The 23,149-nt window shown below is 73.2% G+C and carries 24 protein-coding genes; 6 read left to right on the forward strand and 18 right to left on the reverse strand.

Annotated elements, in window-relative coordinates; genetic code table 11:
- Positions 1 to 228 precede the first annotated feature (228 nt).
- Positions 229 to 1,125, reverse strand: coding sequence for an oxygenase MpaB family protein (locus ACFYWX_RS39595; RefSeq protein WP_389429906.1), 897 nt, complete (start codon positions 1,123 to 1,125; stop codon positions 229 to 231).
- 174 nt (positions 1,126 to 1,299) lie between these two features.
- Here ACFYWX_RS39595 and ACFYWX_RS39600 point away from each other — a divergent pair, with 174 nt between their 5' ends.
- Genes ACFYWX_RS39600 through ACFYWX_RS39625 form a run of 6 tightly spaced genes read left to right on the forward strand, consistent with a single transcriptional unit; the run spans position 1,300 to position 5,380 of the window.
- Positions 1,300 to 1,575 carry a hypothetical protein gene (locus tag ACFYWX_RS39600; protein ID WP_389429907.1) on the forward strand — a complete coding sequence of 92 codons (276 nt, stop codon included), beginning with the start codon at positions 1,300 to 1,302 and terminating at the stop codon, positions 1,573 to 1,575.
- A complete protein-coding gene (locus ACFYWX_RS39605; RefSeq protein WP_389429908.1) occupies positions 1,566 to 2,423 on the forward strand; it encodes a UbiA family prenyltransferase in 858 nt (285 codons plus the stop codon). The genes ACFYWX_RS39600 and ACFYWX_RS39605 overlap by 10 nt, the downstream gene beginning before the upstream one ends.
- Entirely contained in the window at positions 2,423 to 2,713 is a 291-nt protein-coding gene (locus ACFYWX_RS39610) for a hypothetical protein (protein ID WP_389429909.1), read from the forward strand. Before ACFYWX_RS39605 ends, ACFYWX_RS39610 begins: the two co-directional genes overlap by 1 nt.
- On the forward strand, positions 2,710 to 3,798 hold the full coding sequence (locus ACFYWX_RS39615; RefSeq protein ID WP_389429910.1) for a type III polyketide synthase: 1,089 nt from the start codon (positions 2,710 to 2,712) through the stop codon (positions 3,796 to 3,798). The genes ACFYWX_RS39610 and ACFYWX_RS39615 overlap by 4 nt, the downstream gene beginning before the upstream one ends.
- Positions 3,795 to 4,313, forward strand: a complete 519-nt coding sequence (locus ACFYWX_RS39620; protein ID WP_389429912.1) for an isoprenylcysteine carboxyl methyltransferase family protein — start codon at positions 3,795 to 3,797, stop codon at positions 4,311 to 4,313. The genes ACFYWX_RS39615 and ACFYWX_RS39620 overlap by 4 nt, the downstream gene beginning before the upstream one ends.
- Before the next feature lie 11 nt (positions 4,314 to 4,324).
- Positions 4,325 to 5,380 carry an NAD(P)/FAD-dependent oxidoreductase gene (locus ACFYWX_RS39625; RefSeq protein WP_389429913.1) on the forward strand — a complete coding sequence of 352 codons (1,056 nt, stop codon included), beginning with the start codon at positions 4,325 to 4,327 and terminating at the stop codon, positions 5,378 to 5,380.
- A 142-nt stretch (positions 5,381 to 5,522) separates the two neighbouring features.
- Here the strand turns inward: ACFYWX_RS39625 and ACFYWX_RS39630 are convergent, their stop codons facing one another.
- The 17 genes from ACFYWX_RS39630 to ACFYWX_RS39710 all read right to left on the reverse strand — a co-directional run bounded on the left by ACFYWX_RS39630 (position 5,523) and on the right by ACFYWX_RS39710 (position 23,063).
- Entirely contained in the window at positions 5,523 to 5,933 is a 411-nt protein-coding gene (locus tag ACFYWX_RS39630) for a hypothetical protein (protein WP_389429914.1), read from the reverse strand.
- Positions 5,934 to 5,952: 19 nt separating this feature from the next.
- On the reverse strand, positions 5,953 to 6,396 hold the full coding sequence (locus ACFYWX_RS39635; protein WP_389429915.1) for a hypothetical protein: 444 nt from the start codon (positions 6,394 to 6,396) through the stop codon (positions 5,953 to 5,955).
- A gap of 19 nt (positions 6,397 to 6,415) precedes the next feature.
- Positions 6,416 to 6,895, reverse strand: a complete 480-nt coding sequence (locus ACFYWX_RS39640) for a hypothetical protein (protein ID WP_389429917.1) — start codon at positions 6,893 to 6,895, stop codon at positions 6,416 to 6,418.
- A gap of 32 nt (positions 6,896 to 6,927) precedes the next feature.
- Entirely contained in the window at positions 6,928 to 7,785 is an 858-nt protein-coding gene (locus ACFYWX_RS39645; RefSeq protein WP_389429919.1) for an esterase/lipase family protein, read from the reverse strand.
- A gap of 136 nt (positions 7,786 to 7,921) precedes the next feature.
- The gene (locus tag ACFYWX_RS39650) at positions 7,922 to 11,602 is read right to left on the reverse strand and encodes a hypothetical protein (RefSeq protein ID WP_389429921.1); all 3,681 of its coding nucleotides are present in this window, start codon (positions 11,600 to 11,602) and stop codon (positions 7,922 to 7,924) included.
- 8 nt (positions 11,603 to 11,610) lie between these two features.
- Positions 11,611 to 11,946: a hypothetical protein gene (locus ACFYWX_RS39655; protein ID WP_389429922.1), complete on the reverse strand. Its 336-nt coding sequence runs from the start codon at positions 11,944 to 11,946 to the stop codon at positions 11,611 to 11,613.
- A complete protein-coding gene (locus ACFYWX_RS39660; protein ID WP_389429923.1) occupies positions 11,943 to 13,802 on the reverse strand; it encodes a hypothetical protein in 1,860 nt (619 codons plus the stop codon). The genes ACFYWX_RS39655 and ACFYWX_RS39660 overlap by 4 nt, the downstream gene beginning before the upstream one ends.
- Positions 13,799 to 16,096, reverse strand: a complete 2,298-nt coding sequence (locus ACFYWX_RS39665; RefSeq protein WP_389429924.1) for a hypothetical protein — start codon at positions 16,094 to 16,096, stop codon at positions 13,799 to 13,801. The genes ACFYWX_RS39660 and ACFYWX_RS39665 overlap by 4 nt, the downstream gene beginning before the upstream one ends.
- Positions 16,093 to 17,442 (reverse strand): baseplate J/gp47 family protein, encoded by a 1,350-nt coding sequence (locus ACFYWX_RS39670; RefSeq protein ID WP_389429925.1) that lies wholly within the window; start codon positions 17,440 to 17,442, stop codon positions 16,093 to 16,095. Before ACFYWX_RS39670 ends, ACFYWX_RS39665 begins: the two co-directional genes overlap by 4 nt.
- Positions 17,435 to 17,845: a GPW/gp25 family protein gene (locus ACFYWX_RS39675; protein ID WP_389429926.1), complete on the reverse strand. Its 411-nt coding sequence runs from the start codon at positions 17,843 to 17,845 to the stop codon at positions 17,435 to 17,437. Before ACFYWX_RS39675 ends, ACFYWX_RS39670 begins: the two co-directional genes overlap by 8 nt.
- Complete coding sequence (locus ACFYWX_RS39680) at positions 17,842 to 19,503, reverse strand: hypothetical protein (protein ID WP_389429927.1); 1,662 nt, start codon at positions 19,501 to 19,503, stop codon at positions 17,842 to 17,844. The genes ACFYWX_RS39675 and ACFYWX_RS39680 overlap by 4 nt, the downstream gene beginning before the upstream one ends.
- Positions 19,500 to 19,940 (reverse strand): hypothetical protein, encoded by a 441-nt coding sequence (locus ACFYWX_RS39685; protein ID WP_389429928.1) that lies wholly within the window; start codon positions 19,938 to 19,940, stop codon positions 19,500 to 19,502. The genes ACFYWX_RS39680 and ACFYWX_RS39685 overlap by 4 nt, the downstream gene beginning before the upstream one ends.
- A complete protein-coding gene (locus ACFYWX_RS39690) occupies positions 19,937 to 20,446 on the reverse strand; it encodes a hypothetical protein (RefSeq protein ID WP_389429929.1) in 510 nt (169 codons plus the stop codon). The genes ACFYWX_RS39685 and ACFYWX_RS39690 overlap by 4 nt, the downstream gene beginning before the upstream one ends.
- Positions 20,447 to 20,449: 3 nt before the next feature.
- Positions 20,450 to 20,596: a hypothetical protein gene (locus tag ACFYWX_RS39695; RefSeq protein WP_389429931.1), complete on the reverse strand. Its 147-nt coding sequence runs from the start codon at positions 20,594 to 20,596 to the stop codon at positions 20,450 to 20,452.
- Between the two features lie 91 nt (positions 20,597 to 20,687).
- Positions 20,688 to 21,119 carry a hypothetical protein gene (locus ACFYWX_RS39700; RefSeq protein WP_389429933.1) on the reverse strand — a complete coding sequence of 144 codons (432 nt, stop codon included), beginning with the start codon at positions 21,117 to 21,119 and terminating at the stop codon, positions 20,688 to 20,690.
- 22 nt (positions 21,120 to 21,141) lie between these two features.
- Entirely contained in the window at positions 21,142 to 22,281 is a 1,140-nt protein-coding gene (locus ACFYWX_RS39705) for a hypothetical protein (protein WP_389429935.1), read from the reverse strand.
- Between the two features lie 53 nt (positions 22,282 to 22,334).
- A complete protein-coding gene (locus ACFYWX_RS39710) occupies positions 22,335 to 23,063 on the reverse strand; it encodes a hypothetical protein (RefSeq protein ID WP_389429936.1) in 729 nt (242 codons plus the stop codon).
- Positions 23,064 to 23,149 lie beyond the last annotated feature (86 nt).

Here is a 23,149-nt window from a genome sequence, read left to right on the forward strand (position 1 = left end):
TGCCCCTGAGGCTGCCGTCCCCCAGCGGGCCCCGGCCGGCGTAGAAGGCCACCAGGCGCCCGCCCTGGCCGGCTCCCTGGCCGGCCACGACCGCGGCCTCGCGGACACCGGGAAGTGCGCCTGACCGACTGCTCGCCGATCGTCGAGGTGATGAGCGATGGCGCCACGCTGACCGACGACGGGGTGGGGTCGAACGGTCGCGGGCGGTGTCCTGGAGCCGCCGCGCCTTCACCGGGCGTCGGACGGGAGCGGGGGCGGGGGCGGGGGCGGGGGATTCATGCTCCACCTGATCGCTCTGGTCAGGGCATGGCCGGTGAGCGGTATCGCGATGTCCTCCAGCACGGGGACGCGCGGAAGCCAGAGCATCCTGCGGGCCCACTCCGGGAGGGACGCCACCGCGTTGGCGGCGAGCAGCGCGTAGGCAGGGCGGGCGACAAGCGGCAGCGGTGGCTGTACCAGCAGGAAGCGCGCGGTCGCCCGGCACTCGGGGGTGGCACGGAGTTCCGGACGGTACGCGGCCAGGCGTGCTTCGAGCTCCGCCCGCGTCCGTGGTGGGTCCGGCACCCCGAGGGCCATCGCCACCTTCGCCGTGTCCGCCACGTAGGCGTCGTAGTCGGCGGGTGCGAGGGGCCGGGCCCCGTAGCGCTCGTGGGCGCGCAGGAAGCTGTCCGTCTCGGTGACGTGCACCCACTCGAGCAGGTGGGGATCGGCGGCCTGGTAGTGCTCGCCCTCCGCTGTCGCCCCCGTTACCCGCTCATGGATCGCGCGGACCCGTTCGACGGCGCTGCGGGCGTCTCCGATGGTTCCGAAGGTCGTCACGGCGAGGAACGTACTGGTGCGCTGCAACCGCCCCCAGGGGTCGCCGCGGTACCCGGAGTGAGCGGCCACGGCGGCCATGGCCAGCGGGTGCAGGGACTGCAGCAGCAGGGCGCGCAGTCCGCCGATGAACATCGAGGCGTCGCCGTGCACGACGCGGATGGGCCGTTCCGCGCCGAACCATCGCGGCCCCGGGGTGTCATGGATGCGAGCCCGGTTCGCGGGACCGTCCGGCCCTGCGACGCGGCTGAAGAGCGCCTTGCCGAGCCTGTCCCGCACACCGGAAACCGTGAGGACGTCCCTGTCCATGGTCCCATTCTGCGGCGTCGTCGTCCGCTGCGGAACAGGACGGCGGCAGCCCCTCGACCGGGCTCGTGCCACATCGCCGTTCAGCGCAGGCGGGGCACAGCCGAGGGCTGCCGACGTCCACCGGATGCCGGAGTGCCTCGTGTGGGCGGGCGGACAACGTGGCAGCGATTCTGCATGCGCATCACGGGTCACACAGGCAACTGGAAACATGGCTCCGCTGTTGTACGGCGCTCGCACGGCCTGCTGCCGGTCCTGCCGATGGACCTGGCGCCGACCATCCGGATGGTCCAGGCCCAGGACGTCGCCGAGGCGACCGCCGCCGTGCTCCACCAGCGCGCGGACGATCCGTTCGGTACGGCCACCGACACGTCCGTGACCGCGGCGGTCATCGCGGACGTGGCCGGGGGCAGGATCCGTCATAGGCCGGTCGAGGTGCGGCGATGCCCGTGACCACCCGCGCGGTCCCGGGGCGCCGGGCGACGTCGCGCCCCGGCCCGCCGTCCGTGCCCGCGCTGCTCACCGCCGCCCACGGCGGGCCGGCCCTCGCGGTCACCGCCGTGGCGGGACTGCTCGCACTCCGCGCCGGCCTGCACCCGCTCGACGCCGTCACCGTCACCGCTGCGGTGTTCACCGGCCAGCTCACGATCGGCTGGGGCAACGACCTGCTGGACCTGCGTCGCGACCGCGCCGTCGGTCGCACCGACAAACCGTTGGCCACCGGAGCCCTCCCCGTCGGCCGGGTGGTACGAGCCCTGCTCGTGGCCGCACTCGCCTGCCTCGTGCTGTCGGCGCTCGCCGGCTGGCGCAGCGCGCTGGTCAACGCCACCCTTGCCACCGGTGCGGCCCACGCGTACAACCTTGGGCTCAAAACGACCGTGTGGTCCTGGGCGCCGTACGCCTGCGCCTTCGGGACGCTGCCCTCGGTCGTCAACCTCGCCGACCCCGCCCAGGGCTGGGCGCCGCTGTGGATGACCGGTGCCGGCGCCGCGCTCGGTGTCGGGGCGCACCTGCTCGACACGCTGCCCGACCTCGCCGACGACCAACGTACCGGCGTCCGCGGCCTCCCGCACCGGATCGGCGAACGTCGCTCGCGCGTCCTTGCCGCCGTGCTGCTGCCCGCCGCGTCGCTGCTCGCCGTGCTCGGCCCCTCAGGACCGCCCCCGGCGTGGGCGTGGGCGGTCCTCGCGCTGGTGACCGTCCTCGCGCTGCTCACGCTGGCCGCCCGCGGTCGTACTCCCTTCCGGGCCGCGGTGGCCATCGCCCTGCTCGACGTCGTGCTGCTCGTGGCGGCCGGCTGATGGCGCCGCGTGACGGGTGGCCCGAGCGGGCCCGGGAGCGGTATGCCCGAGCTCCCCGCCGGACCATGTCGCCCCGGCTGCGGCACACTGTTCTCGCCGCCCGCATCGCCCGCGACACGCGGCGCCTCGGGGCCGGGCCGCGCCCCTCGGCCGCCGGCCGTCGTGTCCTCGACGGCCTCGTCGAGCTCGGCCTCGGCCGGGGCCGGCTCACCCCGACCGTCGAGCTCGGCCTCGGTCGGGCGCTCGTCGCGCTCACCCGCCTTACCAGCCGACCACAGGAGCCAGCATGACCATGCGCGTCCTCAGCGTCCGCGGCGTCCTGCCCGAGCACCGCCACCGGCAGGAGGAGATCACCGAATCATTTGCCACCAAGCTGGTCGAGGACACGGTCAACCGCAAAATCGTGGAACGGTTCCACCGCAACGTGTGCGTCGAGACCCGGCATACCGTGCTCCCACTGGAGGAGTACGCCCGGCTCGAGGACTTCGGCCAGTCGAACGACGTCTTCATCCGGGCCGGCGTCGAGCTCGGTGGTCGCGCGGTCGTCGACGCGCTCAAGGCAGTCGGCCTGACACCGGCCGATGTCGACTACATCGTGTCGTGCACGGTGACCGGCCTGGCCGTCCCCTCGATCGAGGCCCGCGTCGCAGCGGAGATCGGGCTGCGGCCCGACGTGGTGCGCCTGCCCCTCGTCGGCCTCGGCTGCGTAGCGGGCGTCGCCGGTATCGCCCGCCTGCACGACCTGCTGCGCGGCCGCCCGGACGGGGTCGCGGTGCTGATGTCGGTCGAGCTGTGCTCGCTCACGCTTCAGCGCGACGACACCTCGGCCGCCAACCTCGTGGCCAGCGGCCTGTTCGGGGACGGCGCCGCGGCGGTGGTCGCCGTCGGGCCCGAACACCCGCTCGCGCAGTCCGACGACCCGGCTCGGCCCGAGGTCCTCGCGTCGCGCAGCCGTCTCTACCCCGACTCGGAACGCATGATGGGCTGGGATGTCGGCTCCGGCGGCCTGCGGATCGTGCTCGACCCCTCGGTCCCCGACCTGGTGCGCCGTCACGTGGGCGACGACGTCCGGGGCTTCCTCGCCGACCACCGACTGACCGGCGACGACCTCGGCTGGTACGTGGCGCACCCCGGCGGCCCCAAGGTCCTCGAGGCGCTGCAGGACACTCTCGGGGTCGGGCGGGACGCCCTGGGCGTGACCTGGGACTCGTTGCGCCGGATCGGCAACCTGTCCTCCTCGTCGGTGCTGCACGTCCTGGCGGACACGCTCGCCAACCGTCCGCCCCCGCCCGGCTCCTACGGGCTCATGCTCGCCATGGGCCCGGGCTTCTGTTCCGAGTTCGTGCTTCTGCGCGCTCCGGGTGGTGCGCGGTGAGCAGCGAGGTCCTGTTCACCGTCCTGGTCCTGGCTGTCGGCCTGGAGCGGGTCGCCGAGCTGGCCGTTTCCCACCGCAACGCCGCCGTCAGCCTCGCGCGGGGCGGCAGGGAGTCCGGGCGGGGGCACTACCCGTTCATGGTGGTGCTGCACACGGGCCTGCTCTTCGGCGCGCTGGTCGAGGTGTGGATGCGCCGACCGGACGCGGTGGCGGTCCTCGCCTGGGCCATGCTCGCCCTCGTCGCGGCCTCGCAGGCGTTGCGCTGGTGGTGCATCGCCACTCTGGGACCGCAGTGGAACACCCGGGTGATCGTCGTGCCCGGCGCTGCGCGCGTGACGGACGGCCCCTACCGCTGGATCCCGCACCCCAACTACGTCGCCGTCGTCGTGGAGGGTCTCGCGCTCCCCCTGGTGCACTCGGCCTGGGTCACGGCGGTCGTCTTCACCGCGCTGAACGGGTTCCTGCTCGCCACCCGCATCCGCGCCGAGGACACCGCCCTGGCGCGACTGGCCTGAAGGAGCCGGCCATGGACCTGCTCGTCGTCGGCGGGGGACCCGCAGGCCTGTCCACGGCCCTGCACGCGGCCCGGGCGGGGCTCGACGTAGCCGTGTGGGAGCAGCGCGCCGGTACCGTCGACAAGGCGTGCGGCGAGGGACTGATGCCGGGTGCCGTCACCGCCTTGGCGGCGCTCGGCGTGCGCCCGCCGGGGCACGACCTGCGCGGCATCCGCTACGTCGCCGGGTCGCGCCGGGCCGATGCCGACTTCCGAGCGGGCCCGGGCCGCGGAGTGCGTCGCACGACGCTGCACGCGGCGCTGCGTGAGACGGTGCTGGCCGCGGGCGTACGGGTCGAACAGCGCACCGCGCGCCGTGTCGAGCAGGACGAGGGCGGGGTGTTGGTCGACGGCACGCGCGCCGGCCATCTCGTCGCGGCCGACGGCCTGCACTCGCCGATCCGCCGGGCCCTGGGGCTCGACCGGCCACGCCATACCCGCCCCCGGCACGGACTGCGGCGCCACTACGAGCTCACCCCCTGGAGCGACCACGTCGAGGTGCACTGGGCCCGACACGCGGAGGCCTACGTGACCCCGGTGGCCGACGACCTCGTGGGTGTCGCGGTACTCACCACCGCCCGCGGGTCGTTCGACGACCACCTCGCCGCCTTCCCCGAGCTGCGGGAGCGGCTCGCCGGAGCCGGGCACGCCGGACCGGTGCGCGGGGCGGGCCCGCTCCGCCAGGGCACGAGCGCACGCACCGCCGGCCGAGTGCTGCTCGTCGGCGATGCCGCCGGCTACGTCGACGCGCTGACCGGTGAGGGCATCGCGCTTGCGCTCGCGCAGGCGCCGGCGGCCGTCCGGGCCGTCAGCAGCGGTGACCTGGTGGCCTACGAGCGGGAGTGGCGGCAGCTCACCCGGCGCTACCGCTGGCTGACCCACGCCTTGGTCGGCGCGACGCGAGTGCCCCCGGCCCGCGCCGCGCTGGTGCCTCTGGCACAGCGGCTGCCCTGGCTCTTCTCCGCGACCGTCGACGCGCTGGCCCGCCCGGCCGGGCGGCACGCGCAGGCGGTCCGGCCGGGTGGGTAGCCGACGGCTGCCGGCCGGGCACGCGAGGGCTTCGCACCACCGCCGTGCGCCCATTACCGGGGCAACCGACTGCGCACACCCGCCTCGTGCCGAACTCTCACTGACGCGACGACCGCCCCACGTACGATCGTCGACAACCCTGTCAGTTGAACCGGACCGAACGGCAGCTGAGTGGTGTTCCGTCGAAGCCCTTCTGCAGGCACATACGGAGTTCGAAGCTGCTGGAGCTGGTGATGGGCAGAGTGCGGGGGGATTCGCTGCAGTTCCACTCGCCCACGGCGTCCTGACGGAAGTAGCCGCCGCCCTGGAGGTACACCCTGGCCACCACTCGGTATCCGTCCGCTCTGATGTCGCACGCCTCCAGGCTGCTGCCGAACTCCCGGCTGATCCAGACTCTGCCGTATCCCGCCTCGATGGGAGTTCCCTGCGGCGAGTAGGAGTAGACGGACGCTCTGACCGCGTCGTCGGTGGCGGAACGGGAATCCGCATACGAGACGGCGGCGGACGACAGGACCAGCACCCCCGAGAGGGCCAGCACATACGGTGATTTCATCGGGTCTTCTCCGGCCTTCCTAGGCGCGCACGGTCAGGTACGAACTGCAGGTGCTCGACAGGATGGCGCCGGTCTCCGACTCGCCTGCGCACACCTTGAACCTGATCGAGGCTCCGCTCGCCATCTCGATCTCTTCGTATGTGCAGGTGTTGTAGCCGCTCGAACCCCACAGACTCTCCCAGCGGCCCGTGTCCGAGCGGTAGTAGACCATGTCCGCGCTGTGCCCGTCCCGGCTCCAGTCGCAGACCATGAGCACCTCCGCACCCCTGACGGCGTTCGGCGTGAACTCCGCTATGCCACAGGGCCGCATGCCGCCACCCCCCGGGTATTCGACTTCCTTGTGGTACGTGTTTCCGCAGGTGACACGGTCGGCGGCGCTTGCCGGTGCGGCCGCGAAACCGATCAGAGCGGTGGCCGTCGCCATCACCATGACGGCCGTCCGGGGAACTGACGCCTTGAACATCGCATTCCTTTCGCTGGATTCAGGGCACCGTGACACAGGCCCGGCCCGGGTCGGATGTCGTCGGCGATTGGTAGTCGGCTCGCAGGCACAGCTTCGTTCCGGATCTGAAACTCCTGGCCGGCGAGAAGGTCTTGTGCTCGGTCGTGTAGGACTCGCCGACCTCACCGTCCCCGCACTTCCCCTGCCCGCTCTGCTTGAACGCGCTGCCGTCGGCGAGGGTCCCGTACAGGGTGAAGTAAATGAAGACGAAGTGGGTCTCGTGGGGCGGTGTCGGACCGCCGATCCAGCAATGGTCGCCGTCACGGCTGTACTCGAGGCTCGTGTAGGCCTTGGACACGTAGCTGCCGGACGTGCGGGCGTCCAGGCAGAGGGTTCCGCTCCAGTTCGACACGCACCGGGTCGCCGCGGACGCGGGTGTGGCCGGCAGGGTCGCGGCCAGGCAGCCGGCGAGCAGGGTGGCGGTGGAGAGGAGAACACGGGTGACGCCACGACGTGACATGAAGGAAGCCCTTCCGGGAAGTGGCCCGCGGTTCACCAACGCCACCAGTGGTAGAGCGCGTTGGTGAGCGCGCGGACGGGGGAGGCACCGGCGCCGGTCTGGACCCACGTCTTGTCGTAGTAGTTCCAGTAGCGCTGGTTGTACGAGGTGTTCGCCAGCGTCCGGTAGATCTGGTCGTGCTCGATGCCCTGACTCGCGTCGTAGCGGACGTAGTGACCGGCGCTCATGCCCAGAGCCGACTCGGTGTCCACGGTGTCGTCGTCATCGGCGCCCATCAGCGTCCAGTCCGTACCGATGGCCGACTGGGGGCTCTGATAGAGCCAGTTGAGGAGAGTCGAACCGGGCCGCATCTCCTGACACTGGATGAAGGCGCAGACGTAGCCGATGCCGGTACCCCGGTGCGGGGTGCTCAGCGTGACGACGTCCTCGATGTAGAGATACGGCGGCCAGCCGCTCTCCTTGCGAGCGACGCCGGTCAGTGCCGCGCGGGTCACCAGACCGCCCATGGAGTGGGCGACGACGTCGACGGAGAGGTTGTGCTTGGAGTAGGAGCTGTAGATGTTCCAGGCCAGCAACCGGCCCAGCTCCTTGATCGACACGTCCCGCGAGCCACCGTTGATGATGGTGGTGTTGCAGTTGGTGTTGCCGTCGTAGTAACCGACGGTGTGGTACGAGCCCGTCATGCCCCAGGCCCGCATCTGGTCACCGGCCGGCTTCCAGTAGTCGGACCAGCAGTCGTAACCTCCCCACATGCCGTACCCGGGCACGAAGTAGATGGGGCGACTGACACTGTCGTCCCGCACGGGCGCGCCCTGTGCGGGGCCGGCCAGACCCACGGCCAGTAACAGTCCCAGCGCCACGGCGAGCAGCCGCGTTCTCCAATGTCGCAACACGCAGTGACCTCCAGTCAGCAGGGAAAGCGCCCGGTCAGCTTCCTGACCTGTGTCCCGTCACGACAAGAGCAACAGGCTGTCCCGGACAGTCCGACGTTGTCCGGCCTGGTCAGGGCTTTGTCCGGCCCTCGTCTCAGAAGCTGCTGAGCTGCTTGTGCAGAGCGTCCCTGATCTTGTCCCTGATGACCTTCCGCAAGCGGGCCTCCTGCGCGATCAGCTTGTCCCTTCTGGCACGGTCCTTGGTGTACCGGGTCCAGCCCTGCCAGTGCTCCCACGGGGTGTCGCTGCGTGAGGAGTTGGCCGACCGCACCAGCGGGACGAGGTTCTCGCGGAGGTTGAGGATCTCCAGGGCTGCCTCGTCGGTGAGGAGGACGAAGTCCTCCATGAGGACGATCTCCCGGACGCACACGATGTGGTCGGCGGTGAGCGGGTCGTCGGGCGCGGGCCGGTTGCCCAGGGCGTCGACGCCGTTCGCCGCGGCCACCACCTCCTTCTGGACGGTGTCGCCGGGGGTGCGGTCGCGCAGCCACGGGTAGCGGTCGAGGGCGGCACGCTGTTCCGCTCCGCGCCAGTACAGCTGTTCCTTCTGATTCGCCGCCTGTTCCGCGCTGAGCTCCTGTCTCGCTTCGACGAGTTCCTCGCGGACGGCGGCGAGGGCGTCGAGCTCCTGGCGGGACGCGCCGCGCCGGGTGGCGTCGGCGTAGTTCTTGTTGGCCGCTCTGAGTCGCTCCTCCAGCTCCTTGGTGTCCTCGCGGATCTGCGCGCTCGTCTCCGCGAGTTCGGTCAGCCGCATCGCGATGCGGGAGCGGACGTCCAGCACGGCCTGCGGGGAGAGGCGTTTGGCGCGGCGGCGGTCCTTGGCGGCGATCAGGCCGCCCTGGCGGGAGTCCAGTTCGTCGAGCGTCCAGCGGTGTTCCTGGATCTGCAGTTCGAGGTCGGCGATGCGCCGGCGGGCCTGGCCGTTTGGTTCGTGCGCGAGCTTCGCCCTCTCCTCCGCGACGATGGCCGTCAGCTTGGCGATCTCGCCCCGGGCGTCCCAGGCCTGGGTGAAGTGCATCGGTTCGGCCTCGTCGCGCAGCATGGCCCGCGTGCGGTCGAGGATGATGCGCCAGGGGCCGCCGAGGCCCTGGTAACTCTGGATCATACGGATCGTGTCGAGGTGCTGGCGGGCGTCGTCGGCGGTGGCGTCGGGACCGGCGTGGATCTCCAGCTTGGCCGGTCTGCCGAACATGTCGAGGTCGTAGCGGACGGCGACGGTCCGGCCGCCGTTGTCCAGGACGCGTACGGCGGCGTGCAGGTCGGCGGGGAGGGCGTTGAGGAAGTCCGCACGTGCCGAACGGTGCGGGGCGGTGGCCGCCGCCGGGGCTGACTGGTCCGCCGGTTGGCCCTCGGGGTGCGCCGGTGCGGGCGCGTCCTGCTCGCCGGAGGCGTCGTCGGCCATGTCGCCCAGCTTTTCCAGGGCCTTGGCGCGCACCGCCTCGACGAGGATGTCGGCGATCTGGCGCCGGTCCTTCGCCCTGATGGCCGCGTCGAGCCGGGCCGCCATGTCGGCCTGGCCGGTGACGAACTGGATCTTCCCGATGACGCCGTCCACGTCCGCGACGAACGTCAGGCCCCCGGCCGGGGTGATCTCGCGCAGGGCAGCGATCCTGCCGATCGCTCCGGTCACCCCGCCCGCGAGTTCCAGGATGTCGGTGGCGGTCTGTCCGTCGCCCTTCAGGGTCCCGGAGAGGTAGCGGTCGTGCAGCCGTACCGCCGCGGCGGCCGAGCCGCCGAGCTGTGACGTCACGATCAACGGGCCGCCCACGTACGGGGCGCCCGCGAGGGACAGCAGGGCGCCGCTGACGAAGAGGAAGTTGGAGAACTGGGAGAGGAACTCCGCCAGTGGCGTCTCGCCGCGTGTCTCGATCACCTTGCGGCGGGCCGGGAACGCCTGTCCCGCCAGGGCGAACGGGTCGGACTCCAGCAGGAGGGCGCCGCGCGGGTACGGGACGCGGCCCAGGGCGTCCAGCGCGCTGTCGAGCGCCGCGGCGGCCGTGTCGCCGGAGCCCTCGTAGAAGCGGCGCCGGCCGCCCGGCGAGTGGTCCCAGATCCGAAGGTGCACGCCGGTGGCGGGCGCGCCGGGGACGGTGGTCGCGTAGAGGTTCAGCGCGACGGCGGCCGGTTCGTCGCTCGCGCTGACCCAGGCGGCACGCAGCGGTACGGTCTCGCCGCGGGCCAGGGTCTCGTCCATGTAGGCCAGCCGGGCGTCCGCTTCCCGCGCCTCGGTGCGCGGCAGGGGCGGCGGGGCGGCACTCGGCCGGGTGCCGATCTCCACGGACACTTTCTGGCGGTGCCGGACCGGCTCGATGCCCGGCGTCGAGACCTCGCAGACGATCTCGTACTCCCCGGGCCGGTCCCAGGTCACGTCCCAGTGGGTGTGCTCGCTCAGAAGGCCGGACGGTGCCTTCTGTTCGCGGGCGTCGATCCATTCCCACAGGCCCCAGCGCATGGCGCCGAGGGCGCGCTTCTCCGGTGTTCTCCACTCCCCCGGTGCCGCTGGGGCGAGGGCCCGGGCGGACCAGCGCACCGTCGTGCGGTCGCTGTGGAGGCTGTCGGGCCACCGGAGCCAGTAGCGGACGGCGCCGCCGGTCGTCGCGTCACCGGCCGGGTCGGCGGCGATGTACGGGCCGGTGGGCCGGGTGCCGGTGCGCGGGTCGTGGGTCAGGGCCCGCCGCCGGTCGGTGGACTCGGTCTGCTGAGCGGCCCTCAACGCCTTCAGGGTCACGGGCGGTTGGGAGGTGGACCGCAGCATGAGCCAGGCCAGGTCCTTGGCGGTGAGAACCAGCAGCGGCAGGTACACCTCCTGCCAGAACTTCTCCCCGAGGTGGAGCCGGCACACGACGACATGGGCGCCCGCGGCCTTGGTCTCCAGGTCCCAGATGTGAGGTGGGGCGTTCTCCGGCTCGGTCAGGTCGCCCTTGGGGCCGGACACGGTGGCCTCCCCGGAGCGCACGCGGTACACGGGGTCGTGGCGCAGCTCCCACTCGACCCGTACGGGATAGACGTCGGCGGGCAGCTTCAGCCCGATGCGGACCGTGCTGCCCATGGGGACCGGGCCGGAGATCTCGGCGGTGAGCCGGGCGCCGCCGGTGGCCGTCAGTTCGGCGGCCGTGCGGGCCGCGGTGGCCTCGCGCACCTGGGTCCGCAGGGGTTCGACGAGGAGTCCGGGTTCGACGCGCAGGCGCTGCCCCGGCCGGAGCGAGGTGTCGTCGGGGTGGGGCAGGAAGCCACGGAACTGGTTCCGGGCGTGTTCGTCGGTCCAGAGGTCGCGGTTGTACCAGTAGACCAGCCGTTCCCAGTCGTCCGGCCGGCCGTACAGGCGCTCGGCGGCCTGGCGGACGGACATCGTCTCCAGCAGCCACACCGCGGGCGTGGCCGCGTCGGCGGGGACGAGCGGCGTGGCGGGGTGGACGGTGAACACCGCGCGTGCCGCCTTCGGCACGGCGGACAGGAGGGCGCGGTCGACGAACCGCTTGACGCCGTGCAGGCCGCCGCCTCCCCCACTCCCGGGAGACGCCGGGGCCGGGCACAGCTCCGCGATCACTGTGGCGATCTCGCGCTCGACGCGTTCCCGGGTGCCGGCGGGGAGTTCGGGAAGGCCGGGGCCGTACCACTGGAACGTGGGTGCGGACACCGTGCCGACCGGTGCGGTGGCGGCGGCCTTGTCCAGGGCGCGGGCGAGCGCGGCGCGCAGCAGGGGCAGCGGGGTGCCGTCCGCGGCGGCGGTCGCGTCGATCCGCAGCCGGACGGGCACGGTGACCTGGGGTGTCATGGGTGGCCTTACTCCGTCCGCAGGCGGCCGGGGTCGGTCGCCTTGAGCGTGTTGCCGTACGAGTCCTGCGCGGTGTCGCCGTCGAGGAGCACCGGTCGGCCGTCGCACCGCAGGCGGGTGTTCTTCGCGTTCGCGGAGACGGTGCTGGGGGGCAGCGGGCTGCCCGTGGGGGACGGGGCGAACGCGAACCCGCAGGACGCCCCCAGCACGACCGGCCTGGTGTCGACCCGCAGCTTTCCGGCGGTCACCGTGACCGGTTGCCCGGGGGTGACCTGCCACGTTCCGGCCGGGGTCTGCGGCGCGGGAGTCGCATCGGCCGTGCGCGCCGCGCCGATGGCCGTCACGAGGCCGGCTCGGTGTGCCCCGGGCCCTCGGGCGCGGCCGGCGGCGGGTCGCTCACGATCCGGGGCTGCTCGTCGAAGTCCTGCTTGTCCACCTCGACGTCGAGGCGCTCCACGTCCGCGCGTACGGCCTTGACCTCCCAGCAGAAGGCGTGCGAGGCCCGGGAGCCGTCCAGGGTCCGCACCCGGAACCTGCCGTCCTTCACCCGGGAGGCGGCCAGGGCCGACACCGGCTCGTCGTCGTCCTCGAAGAGGGGGGTGAGCTGCACGGTCCTGTCCTCGGGGAGGGTCAGGGCCTCGAAGTAGTCGGGGAGTTCCACGGTGGCGGTGCCGTCGACGAGCCGTGCCTCGCCCCGGTAGTAGACGCCGGACTCCGGGCCCTCCACCGCGCAGTGGATGAGGTTTTGGTGCTCGGGGTCGAGCGGGTGGTCGATGAGGAACTTCTTCTCGCGGCCGTAGACGATGCCGCTGGTGCGGATGTCGCCGTTGTTGTACATCCGGATGGGGCACGCGCCGAGGTCGTCGGTGTCACCGACGTAGAGTCCGCCGTGGTAGACGCCGTCCCAGGCCGTGATCCTGTTGTCGACCGGCTCGTAGGCGCCGACGGAGAGCCCGCCCGCGGCCTTGACGCTCCGCGTGTACAGGTTGGCGTAAGGCTTGCTGTCGACCGGGTAGGAGGGCGAGGGTCCGTCGGCGCTGCGGTCGACGAGTTCGAAGCCACGCCCGGCGCGGAAGGAGAACTGGGCGTGTTGCACGCCCTGGCCCTGGAAGCCGATCGCTCCGATCACCTCGTTGCCCGCGGTGATCGAGCCGTCGAGCCGCCCCATGTGGAGCATGCCCTGGCCGATCCTGAGCCGGACCTGGCCGAACTGCCAGAAGTCGATGAGGTCGTCGGCGTCGTTGCCGGTGCCGATCGCCAGCATCGTGCTCTCCCCGCTGTACGGGAAGTACCGGATGTAGGCCTCGTCGCCTGAGCCTCCGCCGGGGTCCCGGGGGAACATGATGCCGTTGGCGGAGGAGTTGCCCGCCGACGGTGTGATGGCGCCGGTGGCCCGGACGTCCTTGGCGCTCACCTCGGCCGACGCGCGCAGGTTCTTGGCGGAGACGTCACCGGTGGCCGTGACACCGCCGGACGCCTTCAGGTTCACGCCCGTCACGTCACCGGTGGCCGTGACACCGCCGGACGCCTTCAGGTTCACGCCCGTCACGTCACCGGTGGCCGTGACGCCCCCGGACGCCTTCAGATTCACGCCCGTCACGTCACCTGTCGCGGTCACGGCGCCGGTCGCGGTCACCGGGCCGGTGCGCAGGCTCTTGCCGGAGATGTCGCCGTCGACGGTGAGGGCGCCCTTGACCGTGTACTGGCCGGGGATCACGAGTCCCGCCGTCGTCCGGGAGGCCGTGTCGACGGTTGCCTTGCCGGCCGCGCGCTTGAAGGTGCCGAGCACCACGTGGCCGGGTGCGGCGGACGCCACCAGCTCGATCCTGGGTTCCTCCGTCCACCGGGTCTCGCCGGGGAAGCCCGTCTCGTCGCTGGGGTCGGTGGCGCGTTCGTCGTAGCGGACGGCGATCAGCAGCGGGCCGTCGGCGGTCGGCGGTACGAGCTGGGCGGGGGCGGCCAGCACGATCAGCCGGCCCAGGTGGTCGACGGCGTACCCCGCGCCGACCGTGAGCGCGGTGTCGGTGGTCGTCGGGGTCAGTCCGGAGACGACGCCGGGGCTGTAGAAGAGGGCGGTGAGGAGTTCGCGGCGGGAGCGGTGGTAGCGCTGTTCGGTGTCGAAGTCGTCGGCGCGCAGGAACTGGTAGTCGAAGTACCGGGGGCGCTTCATCGGCGGTACGGGCGGCGTGGGCTGGGTCACGGCTGGTTCCCTTGGCGAGGCTTGAGGTAGGTGTCGACGCGGAGCGTGGCGCGCACGCCGACCTGGAGGCCGGCGGTGATCGGCTTGAAGAGCTGGTTCGCGAGGCGGCCGCGGCCGGGGCGGTAGTTCCGGTACAGCCGGGACTGTGCCGGGCTGAGCGGGGTCGGCTCGGGGCCCGGGCCGAGGGCGACGCGAGAGCGGCGGACGGGCAGCGTGTCGACGGCGATGCCGGCCGGGTGCGCCCGGTCGAGCAGGTTCATCAGCGCCTCGTACTGCGGGTGGTTCAGGGTGCCGTCCGGCAGGTCGACGCTGAACTCGTATGGGTCGGTGCGCTGTCGGCGGGCGTATCCGACGGCGACCGCGACGCCGATGCCACCGTCGGTGGTGGTGACCGAGGTGCTCGCGCCGGTCGTTGCCGACAGGGTGAGGGAGCCGCGCAGCGGCACGGTCTGCCAGCGGAAGCCCGCCGCCCTGCGCCGGTTGAGGTTGGTTCCGGCCTGAGGCAGGGGCACCGCGCCGAGGACCAGGGCGAGTTCGCGCGGCTTTCCGGCGGGGGCGAGCACGACCGGGAGGGCCGAGACGAGCCACTGGTCGCGCAGCAGTCCGACGAGCCCGCGCATCAGGTCGACCGCGTCGGGCTGTCCGCTGAGGAAGCGCTGTCCGAGTTGCTCGGGCACGGTGACCACCTGGTACATCTCCTGGGGGATGTGGGGCAGTTGCTCGATCGCCGGGCGCGGGTCGGACACGGTCGGCAGGCCGGCCGCGCGCAGGGCCGTGAGCGCCGGGTCGGTGGCGTCCAGGGCCTGCGCCTCGGCGCGCATCCGGGCCAGGGCGGCCGGGCGGTCGGCGAGGATGCGCAGGCCACCGCCCATGGCGGTCCAGGCGCGCAGCGCGGTGGTCAGCCCGTCGCCCAGCACGGCGTGGGTGTACTCGTCCTGCCGGGCCGCGTAGCGGGCGCGCAGGGCGGAGGGGTCGCCGTCGACGGCCATGCCGTGCAGGGGCAGGTGCGAGACGAACAGCCGGTCGTCGGCGAGCCGGTGGACGGTGGCCAGGCCGCATGGCTCCAGCAGCCAGCGGCCGTCCGGGTCGTCGGCGACGGCCCTTGGCGGGCGCAGGGCGGCGAGGAGGGCGCGGATCTCGGGGTCGGCGACCTGGCCGGGCCTGCGCGCCCGGTCGGCGAGCCGTTCGAGCTCGGTGACGGTCAGCGGGCGCAGGTCCGCGCCGACGCCGAGTTCGTACCGGCTGCCGCCCGCCGGGTCCTGCACCCGGAGCACGGTGCCCCGGTCGGTCGTGCCGAGAGCGGCGCGGCAGGCGGCGAGCCGGGCCAGCGCGGCGGCCAGGCCCCGGGCCAGCGCGGGCCGGTTCGTGGCCTGTTCGGTGAAGGTGTACCGCTCCCGCAGCGCCGCCCGCAGCGCCTCGTCCCGGGCCCTGCGCGCGGCCGGCATGGACCGTGCGGCGTGTACGGCGTCTCCGTCGGCGCCCGGCCACAACAGGTGGACGGCACGGACCTGTTCCAGCACCTCGATCCGCCCGGCGTCCCCGGCGGGGGCGAGGACGCGGAAGGCGAGGGCGAGCCCGTTGGCGCTGTCCTCGATGGCGAACAGGCCGGGCATCCGGAAGCGGGCCAGGGGGCCGTCGGTCAGCAGCCGTGTCATGCCGCCGGGTGAGGGCACGGTCCACTGGCGCAGGACGGCGAGCCGGGCCCGGTACTCCTCGTCCGGTTCCCGTCCCGGCGTCACGTCGACGACATCGCCGCGTACGGTGATCCGCTCGGCGAACCGGGGTGCGTCGACCTCGGCGCCGAGCCGGTCCAGCGCGTCACCGCGGGCGCCGTCGAGGGTGCGGGAGGCGGCGATCTGCCGGGCGACGCGGCGGGCGTCGGCCTTCGGCGCGCCGAGGACGTAGAGCAGCCGGGCGGTGGTGCCGGCCAGGCACCGGGCCCGCAGCAGGTCCGCCGCCTCGGCGGGCGACAGCGCTTCTTTGCCGGTGAGCCACTCCGCGCGCACCTCGAACGAGCCGGTCGCGCCGGGCACCGGCAGCAGGGCGTCGGCCTCCGTCCAGGGGGCGAAGACGAGCGGAGGCAGATCCGCCGAACCGGCGGTGACGGTGACCCGCAGGCCGTGCTCGGCGAGGTCGCGGCCGGGCCCGAGCAGGAGCAGCGGCGGGGCGGCGGTCGCTGGCACCTGGCCGACGAGTCGCCCGGAGGTGGTGTCGAGCGGGACCGGCTCGTCGTGGACGGCGGCGCCGAGCGGCCCGGGCAGGTGGTCCGCCATCGCGCGGTAGGAGGCGGTCATATGCGCAGTCCCCGGGTGTCCTCGACGAGTACGGCGATCTCGTTGGCCGCCAGCCGCAGGTTCGCGCCGGTCGCGGGCGCATCGGACGGGCCGGTCGCGGGCGCGTCGGCCTGCTGTCCCGAACCGGACAGGCTGGGCGGGTACTTCGACAGCCTGAGGTCCTGGACGTCCGCGATGCCGGGTTCGGCCATCATGGCGGCCAGGACGGCGGCGAGTCTGACCTCCTCGCCGAGTCCGAGCCGGTCGACGTAGGTGGCGACCCGGGCCAGCAGCCGGGTCTTGAGCTGGTCGGACGGCACGGTCGAGCCGCGCACCACCACGGTCGCCGACACGACGACACCGACCTCGACGGCGGGCCGCACCCGCGGCACCACGCCGAGGGGCCGTACGTCCTCGATGGCCCGTTCCACGGCGTCGTGGAGCCCGCCGCCACCCGGGCCGCCCCAGATGGCCGCCGGCGTGGGCGCGACCAGGACGGTCAGCCCGAACGGGCCGGTCGCGGAGGCGTCCTCCCCGAAGAGCCGGTCGATGAAGTTGCCGTCGAGGGTGCCGAAGACGGACTGGTGGATGTCGAGGCCGCCGTAGACGTCGCTGACCTGGACCTGGCGCACGCCCGGCACCATGGACGCGGCGAGCCGGATCGCCTCGGCGTTCCACAGCGAGCGCGGTGCGCGCAGCAACAGCTCGCGGTAGCGGGCGTCCGGCCACTGCCGTTCGCCGCCGGTGAGCCGTGCGGCGGAGCCGTCGATGTCGATGTCCACGCCGTCGTCGCGGTGTTGGGCGAGGAACTCGGCACGCCACGGTTCCTGCGGGTTCCACAGGGAGATCCGCTGGTCGGGTCGGGCGGGGTCGAGGTTGCCGTCCGGTCCGGGGTGGAAGGCGGCCACGGGTACGGTCGTCTGCCGCTGGTGCGCGGAGAGTTCGGCTCGCGCGTCGGTGGCCACGTCGTCGCCCCGGGGGGTCAGCAGGCGCACCCCGCGCGGCAGGACGACGGGGGCGCTCACGTCTCCCTTCAGGGTGAGCCGCACCTCGCCGCGCGCCTCCAGGTGGGGGCGCGGCAGGCCCAGTTCGGCGCCGAGGGCGCTGAGCGCCTCGCCCGTGGCGGTGGAGACGAACGTGTCGTCGTAGGCGGAGGCGAGGGCGGCCCAGGTGCGGGCGTCCTCCAGCGCGGTCACTTCGAGCAGGCGGCGGATCACCGAGCCCGAGCCCAGGTCGAGGTCGGCGCCGAACACGTCGCGGGCGAGGGCGAAGCGTTCGGTGACGAGGCGGGCGTAGGGCTTGGGCACGAACCCGGTGTCGGTGACCCCGTACGGGGCGGTCCCGTCGGGCGCGAGGTCGTCAGGCACGCTCTACTCCGGTGGTGAGGGTCGCCGGCACCGTGGTGCCGGTGTGGGTTTCGAAGGCCACGTTGACCGTGAGGGCCCGGCCGGGGCCGGTCGCGTCGTCCACGCGTACGTCGAGCACGCGCCGTATCCGCGGGTCGCGGCGCAGTACGGCGATCACGGCGACCCGGAGGCGTTCCCGGGCCAGTTCGGGGTTGGTCTCCTCGGCCAGGACCCGCAGTCCGTCGAAGCCGAAGCCCGGGTCGAGGGGGTCGGTGCCCGGCGCGGTGGTGAGGGCGAGCCGCACCGACTGGAGAACGGAGTCCGCGCCGGTCAGGGCGACCAGGTCGCCGTCGCGCAGGACCAGGTCGGAGGCGAGGGGGTCGTCCGCGGTGGGGGCGACGGCGAGCGTCCAGTCGGCCGTCATCCCGTCACGTCCATGTGGCCCTCGACGGCGACCTTGACGTTCTTCGCCTTCATCTCGATGTTCTCCTGTGCCTCGAATCGCAGCTTCTTGCCGGTGAGGGTGATCGTGCCGTCGGCGGTGATCACCAGGGACGCCTCGCCGTCGGCGTGCTCGATGGTGACGGCGTGTTCGCTGTCCCCTCGGCCGGGGCGGGTCCCGGCCGGGCCGAGGGCCTTCCGGCCGACGCGGACGGTGAGTTCGCCGACCTCGATGACCCGGTTGCCGTCGGCGTCGGTGAGGTCGTTGCTGGCCCGGTCGCCGGGGTCGGCGCCCAGCCGGTCGTCGGCGACACCGGCCCGCTGTCCGGCCGGCACCCCGGCGGGCAGGTGCAGCCACCAGTCCCCGGCCTCGGCGGCCGGCCCTTCGTCCGCCCGCCACACCGAGCCGACGTCGACCGCGTCGTCGGCCCGGCCCTGCCGGGGGACGAGCAGGACCCGCGTGCCGGGGTAGCGGGGCAGCACGAGGCCGTAGGCGCCCCAGGCGAACGGGGTGGTGTGGCCGACCTCGGCGAGCCGGTCGGGTGCGTCCCGTTGCACGTCCAGTCGGCGGTACTGCATGGGGGCGCCGTCGCCGGGTGCGAGGCCGCGCCACACGGTCGCGGCGTGGCCGTCGGCCGCGCGTACCTCGCCGACCTCGGCCGTGGTGGTGCGGGCGGCCGCGGCGCGCCCGAGTCCGGCGATCGCGCGGGCGACCGCGGTGGCGGGGTCGGCGGCCGGTTCGGAGTGCGCCGAGACGGGGTCGAGTCCCACCGGGTGCGGGTCCCAGACGTCGTCGGCGCCGAGTGCGCCCACGCCCGCGGCCACGGTGGTGAACCCGTGCTCCGGGTCGAGGGTGTGCTGGACCGACGTCACGTACAGGGTGAGCGGGGCGGCCCGTCGGTCCGCCGACGCGATGCGGACCAGCTCTCCGGGCCGCAGCCGGGGATCGCCGGGCAGTCCGAAGCGCACCGCGCGCCGGGAGGCGCGGACCCGGCCCAGTTCCTCCGTCCACTGCGGCTCCACGTCGTACGTGGCGACCAGTACGGCGGGCCGGGCGCCGACGTGCAGCACGCCGTCGCGGAACAGGGCGAGGCCGCGTCCGCCGCGCCCGTCGGCCTCGGCGAGCCGCCGCTCGATCGTGGCCAGGTGCTCCAGGTAGGTGGCGCCGGTGCCCAGCGGTCCCAGGCGGACGGAGGAGCCGTGCGCCTGGACGGACACGGCCGTGCGCCGGCCGATCTCGGCGGCCACCGAACGGTGGTCTCCGGCCGGCACGGAATCAGGGCAGGGAACGGACAGGCGGTGGTACGCCTCGTCGATGCCGTCCAGCGTCAACTCCGGTCCGTACGGCCCCTGGTGACGCGTCATCCGCTCGACGACGACGGCGGCCACCCGCGCCGCCGGGTCGAAGGCGACGGCCGACGTGGAGCCGTACAGGTACAGCTCGGCGACGAGCGGTCCCTGGCCGGTCAACCGGTCCGTCACCGCCGCGGCGAGGCCGCGCACGGTGAGCCGCAGGGTGGCGGCGGCGAGCCCGGACGGCAGCACGACGTCGGCTCGCAGGCCGACCTGACCCCGCGTCACGGCGCTGGTCAGCTCGAACGGCTCGGCGGCTCCGGTGATCCGCAGACCCCAGCCGGTCATGGCGTGCCTCCCACGTCCCACCAGGCGAGCTCGATCCGGGAGCCGTACGCGCCGGGGCCGCGTACCGAGCCGGCGCGCAGTTCCCAGTCCACGACGGCGACCGCCGTGGCGAGCCGGCGCGGCCCCTGCAGCGGCACGAGCCGCCGCGCCCCGACCGTCAGCGGCAGCGCTCCGGCGTAGTCGCCGCCGGTGCGCAGGACGAGCCGGAACGGGTGGCCGCCGTTCGCGGGGCTGGAGACCACGGCCGTCGGGTCGGCGCGGTGCCAGACGTCCGCGCGGCCGATCGCGGCGATGACGAACACCCCGAGGTCGGCGTTGAGTTGCACGTACTCCGGCAGGCCGCGGTCGAGCGCCCGCGTGACGCGGGTGGCGGTGTCCGGAAGCGGGGCGGGCTCCTCGGGGGTGAGCACCCGCAGGATCGGAAAGGTCGGACTCACCGGTGTCCCTCCCAGTCGGCGAGGGCGGACAGGCCCGCGACCGCCACGTCCGTGGCGAGGTCGGGGCCGCGCCACTCGGGCGCGTGCGCGAGGGTCACCGACGCCTCGACGACGTCGCGCCGCATCGCCTGTTCGGCGAGGGACAGCGACACGATCCTCAAGTCCGTGTGGATCGCCGACCCGGCCAGCAGGGTGACCGGGCGGATCTCGGAGCCACCGTTCGCGGCGAGCGCGTCGGCACCGGCGTCGCCCGACGGCCGGAAGACTCCCGTGCCGTGGCTGTGCTCGGCGAGGGTCTCCAGGGCCGCCCTCCAGACGAAGCGTTCGGGACCCACCAGCAACCCGCTGATCATGATGGTGTCCTCCACGGTGGACACGGTTCCGGGGGCACGCTCGTACCGGCGGCTCAGGTTCAGGCCCGACACCGCCCACAGCGGGACGGTGACCAGCCCGTCGGAGAGCACGAGCGACGGCGTCCCGTACCGCTGGAAACTGGACGCGGTCACGGCTCAGTCCCCCCGCGGTGCGGGGTCGAGGGCCTCGATCCGCAGGGCGAGCCGTTCCAGGACGAGGTCGGCGATGGCCTGTTCGTCGATCCGGGGGGCGGAGCTCACCTCGATCTCCACCGGGAAGTGATACTGCGCGGGCTCACCCATGGGCGCTCCATGCGGTTGGTGGCCGGCGGCGGGCGGCGCCGCCGGTCGGGGACGGTTCGGGCGGATCAGGGCGGGGAGACGTCCGGGCGGATCAGGGCAGCGACACGGCCGGGCCGGACTTGCCCTCGACCTTGGCGGCCAGGGAGAACCCGGAGAAGGTGACGGTGGGCGCGCCGGAGACAGCCGCGGACTGGGCCGAGCTGGTGATCACGCAGTCGGTCATCACCACGGTCTTGAAGGACCAGTCGGTGCCGGACTGTTCCTGCAGGACGATGTCGAACCGGCCGCCGCGCAGTGCTATCGCGGTGAGTTCGGCGGTCGCGTGTCCGATGGCCTTCACGGTCATCGTGAAGTTGATCTGCTGCGGCTGGTAGACGACGCCGATGTGGGTCGCGCCCAGGGAGTGCAGCGGTTCGGCGTTGAGGTTGAACGTGGTCGAGATCGAGTCGACGGGGGCGATCTCGGCGGTCTTGCCGGTGTCGTCGAGGTAGGCGACAGCCAGGCGGGTGTTCCAGTCGGCCATGGTGGCGGGCTCCCAGGGGCTCCTAGTAGGTGACGGCGAGCTTGACGTGCAGGCGGTGCACGGCCGGTCCGTAGGTGATGGAGGTGTGGATGTCGACGGCCCGCTGCCCCCGGGCCGTCCTGACGAGGTCGCGGTCCGGCTCGGTCCAGGCCGACTCGGGCCGTCCCAGGACGTCGAGGACGGGGATGCCGACGGAGAAGCCCGCGATGACCGTGTCCCGCAGCAGGCCGCCGAGGATGCTCTCGGTGCGCTGCTTGAGCAGGGTGAGACCGGTGCGGGTGATGCGGGCGTCGCCGATGCTGCCGATGAGGCCGGCCCGGAGCAGGAACTCCACGTGGTCGACGACCCGGCGCACGTCGATGTAGCCGTAGGCGGGGTCGGTGGAGAACGTCTGGCCGTCGGCGAGGTGGAGTCCCTCGCCGGGGATCAGGGCGGGGTCGATGACCGGGTTGATCCCGGCGTTGGACAGCTCGGCGATCTCCGACGGGCCGTACTGCTTCTCCTTGGGGATCCGCACCCCCTTGACCTGCTTGAGCAGCAGCGAGACGTGCGGCGGGTGGGCCGCGATCACCGCCGCGGTCGCCGCGGCGACGTCGCCGTCCGCGCCGCGCGCCGCGACCAGGACCATGCGGCCCGCGTCGCTCTTGAGCTTCACCAGGGCGGGGGTGACGACCTTGGAGACGTAGTCGGCGGACTTCTCGACCTTCGGGTCGATCATGGCGACGCCGATCCGCCGCAGCCCCTTCAGGGACATCTCCTCCACGTGTGCCCGCAGGGCGTTCAGCCCGGTGAGCGGGTTCTCGGCGCCGATGTCGGTCACTCCGGCGAGGCACACCACCGACACGTCGTCCACCGCTTCGAGGGCGGCCAGCGCGGCGGCGTACTCGGTGCCCTTGGCGCGCACGCCGTAGATCTTCTGCGGCATCAGGTCCTGCCCGAGGGCCAGCAGCAGGGCCTTGTGGAGGGCGTTGTCCGCGCCGAAGAGGGTGCGCACCTCGTCCGGAGTGGTGACGACGTGCGGCACGTTGACCGCGGCGGTGCCGCCGGCCGCGTCGGCGGGGGTGGTGCCGACGAGCGCGACGACGCCGCTGGACGGCTGCACGCGCGGCGTCAGTCCGGACTTGTCGATCTCGATGTCGATGAACGGGTACGCGGTGGGCATGGTTGTCCTCTCTGGCCCCAGGGCGGCGGCGAGTTCCGGCCGCCGGGAGTCGGTCAGTTCTCGGGTACGACGACCAGGCCGATCCCCTGCTCGGCGAGGATCCGTCCGGTGGCGACGGCACGTGCCTCCCTGAGCCCGGCGGGGTCCTGACCGGGCGCCGCACCGGGCCAGTCCGCGTCGTCGAACACCCGCGGCGGCACCAGCCAAGCCACGAGGGCCTGCCGGCGGGCCGGAACGGGCAGGTCGCCCGAGGGCATGGCGGTGAGCCGGCCCAGCGCGGCGGCGAGGCCCTGACTCTCGGCGAGCAGATCGGCCGGCCGTGCGGTCTCCCGCACGAGCAGCCCGACGACGACCGGCAGGGCGAGCGGGCGCGCCGGGCCGCCGGAGCGGGCCGCGTACCGGACCGTCAGCTCGCTCCGGCCGGGCGGCTGGGCGGGATCGACGTCGACCGCGGAGACGGCGTCGGTGCCCGCCCCGGTCCGCACCGTCACCGTTCCCCGCCACAGCGCGTCTGCGGTCAGCTCCGCGAGGCCGGTCACGGTGAACCTGGCTTCCCGGCGCTCCGCGCCGCCCGCCCCGGACCAGCTCCCCTCCACCACGAGGGGACGTTCGAGGCGCGCGCCGAGCCGCAGCTCGGCGAAGTCGGCCCCGTACGGCCCGGTGATCCCGGCCGTCATGTCGTAGCCGGCCGTGACCAGGTTCTCCAGGGAGCGTTGGCCGAAGAGACCCGAGCGCTGTGCCGGATCGGCAAGCCGGAGAAGTGTCCGGTCCCGGAAGTCCATCTGTGCCTCTCGGTCGTCGTCGGTGACGTCCTGAGAGTGCGGGGCATGCCGTGCACTTGGCTTGCAGCTGCCGTGCAGTCCACGTG

This window comes from Streptomyces sp. NPDC002888 (assembly GCF_042888465.1).
GTDB lineage: Bacteria > Actinomycetota > Actinomycetes > Streptomycetales > Streptomycetaceae > Streptomyces.

Coding starts and splice junctions, on each gene's coding strand:
- ACFYWX_RS39695 (WP_389429931.1), bottom strand. CDS start 20,596: ATGGGTGAGCCCGCGCAGTATCACTTCCCGGTGGAGATCGAGGTGAGC.
- ACFYWX_RS39635 (WP_389429915.1), bottom strand. CDS start 6,396: ATGTTCAAGGCGTCAGTTCCCCGGACGGCCGTCATGGTGATGGCGACG.
- ACFYWX_RS39600 (WP_389429907.1), top strand. CDS start 1,300: ATGCGCATCACGGGTCACACAGGCAACTGGAAACATGGCTCCGCTGTT.
- ACFYWX_RS39595 (WP_389429906.1), bottom strand. CDS start 1,125: ATGGACAGGGACGTCCTCACGGTTTCCGGTGTGCGGGACAGGCTCGGC.
- ACFYWX_RS39700 (WP_389429933.1), bottom strand. CDS start 21,119: ATGGCCGACTGGAACACCCGCCTGGCTGTCGCCTACCTCGACGACACC.
- ACFYWX_RS39615 (WP_389429910.1), top strand. CDS start 2,710: ATGACCATGCGCGTCCTCAGCGTCCGCGGCGTCCTGCCCGAGCACCGC.
- ACFYWX_RS39665 (WP_389429924.1), bottom strand. CDS start 16,096: ATGACCGCCTCCTACCGCGCGATGGCGGACCACCTGCCCGGGCCGCTC.
- ACFYWX_RS39605 (WP_389429908.1), top strand. CDS start 1,566: ATGCCCGTGACCACCCGCGCGGTCCCGGGGCGCCGGGCGACGTCGCGC.
- ACFYWX_RS39705 (WP_389429935.1), bottom strand. CDS start 22,281: ATGCCCACCGCGTACCCGTTCATCGACATCGAGATCGACAAGTCCGGA.
- ACFYWX_RS39650 (WP_389429921.1), bottom strand. CDS start 11,602: ATGACACCCCAGGTCACCGTGCCCGTCCGGCTGCGGATCGACGCGACC.
- ACFYWX_RS39710 (WP_389429936.1), bottom strand. CDS start 23,063: ATGGACTTCCGGGACCGGACACTTCTCCGGCTTGCCGATCCGGCACAG.
- ACFYWX_RS39610 (WP_389429909.1), top strand. CDS start 2,423: ATGGCGCCGCGTGACGGGTGGCCCGAGCGGGCCCGGGAGCGGTATGCC.
- ACFYWX_RS39680 (WP_389429927.1), bottom strand. CDS start 19,503: ATGACCGGCTGGGGTCTGCGGATCACCGGAGCCGCCGAGCCGTTCGAG.
- ACFYWX_RS39640 (WP_389429917.1), bottom strand. CDS start 6,895: ATGTCACGTCGTGGCGTCACCCGTGTTCTCCTCTCCACCGCCACCCTG.
- ACFYWX_RS39630 (WP_389429914.1), bottom strand. CDS start 5,933: ATGAAATCACCGTATGTGCTGGCCCTCTCGGGGGTGCTGGTCCTGTCG.
- ACFYWX_RS39625 (WP_389429913.1), top strand. CDS start 4,325: ATGGACCTGCTCGTCGTCGGCGGGGGACCCGCAGGCCTGTCCACGGCC.
- ACFYWX_RS39675 (WP_389429926.1), bottom strand. CDS start 17,845: ATGACGGCCGACTGGACGCTCGCCGTCGCCCCCACCGCGGACGACCCC.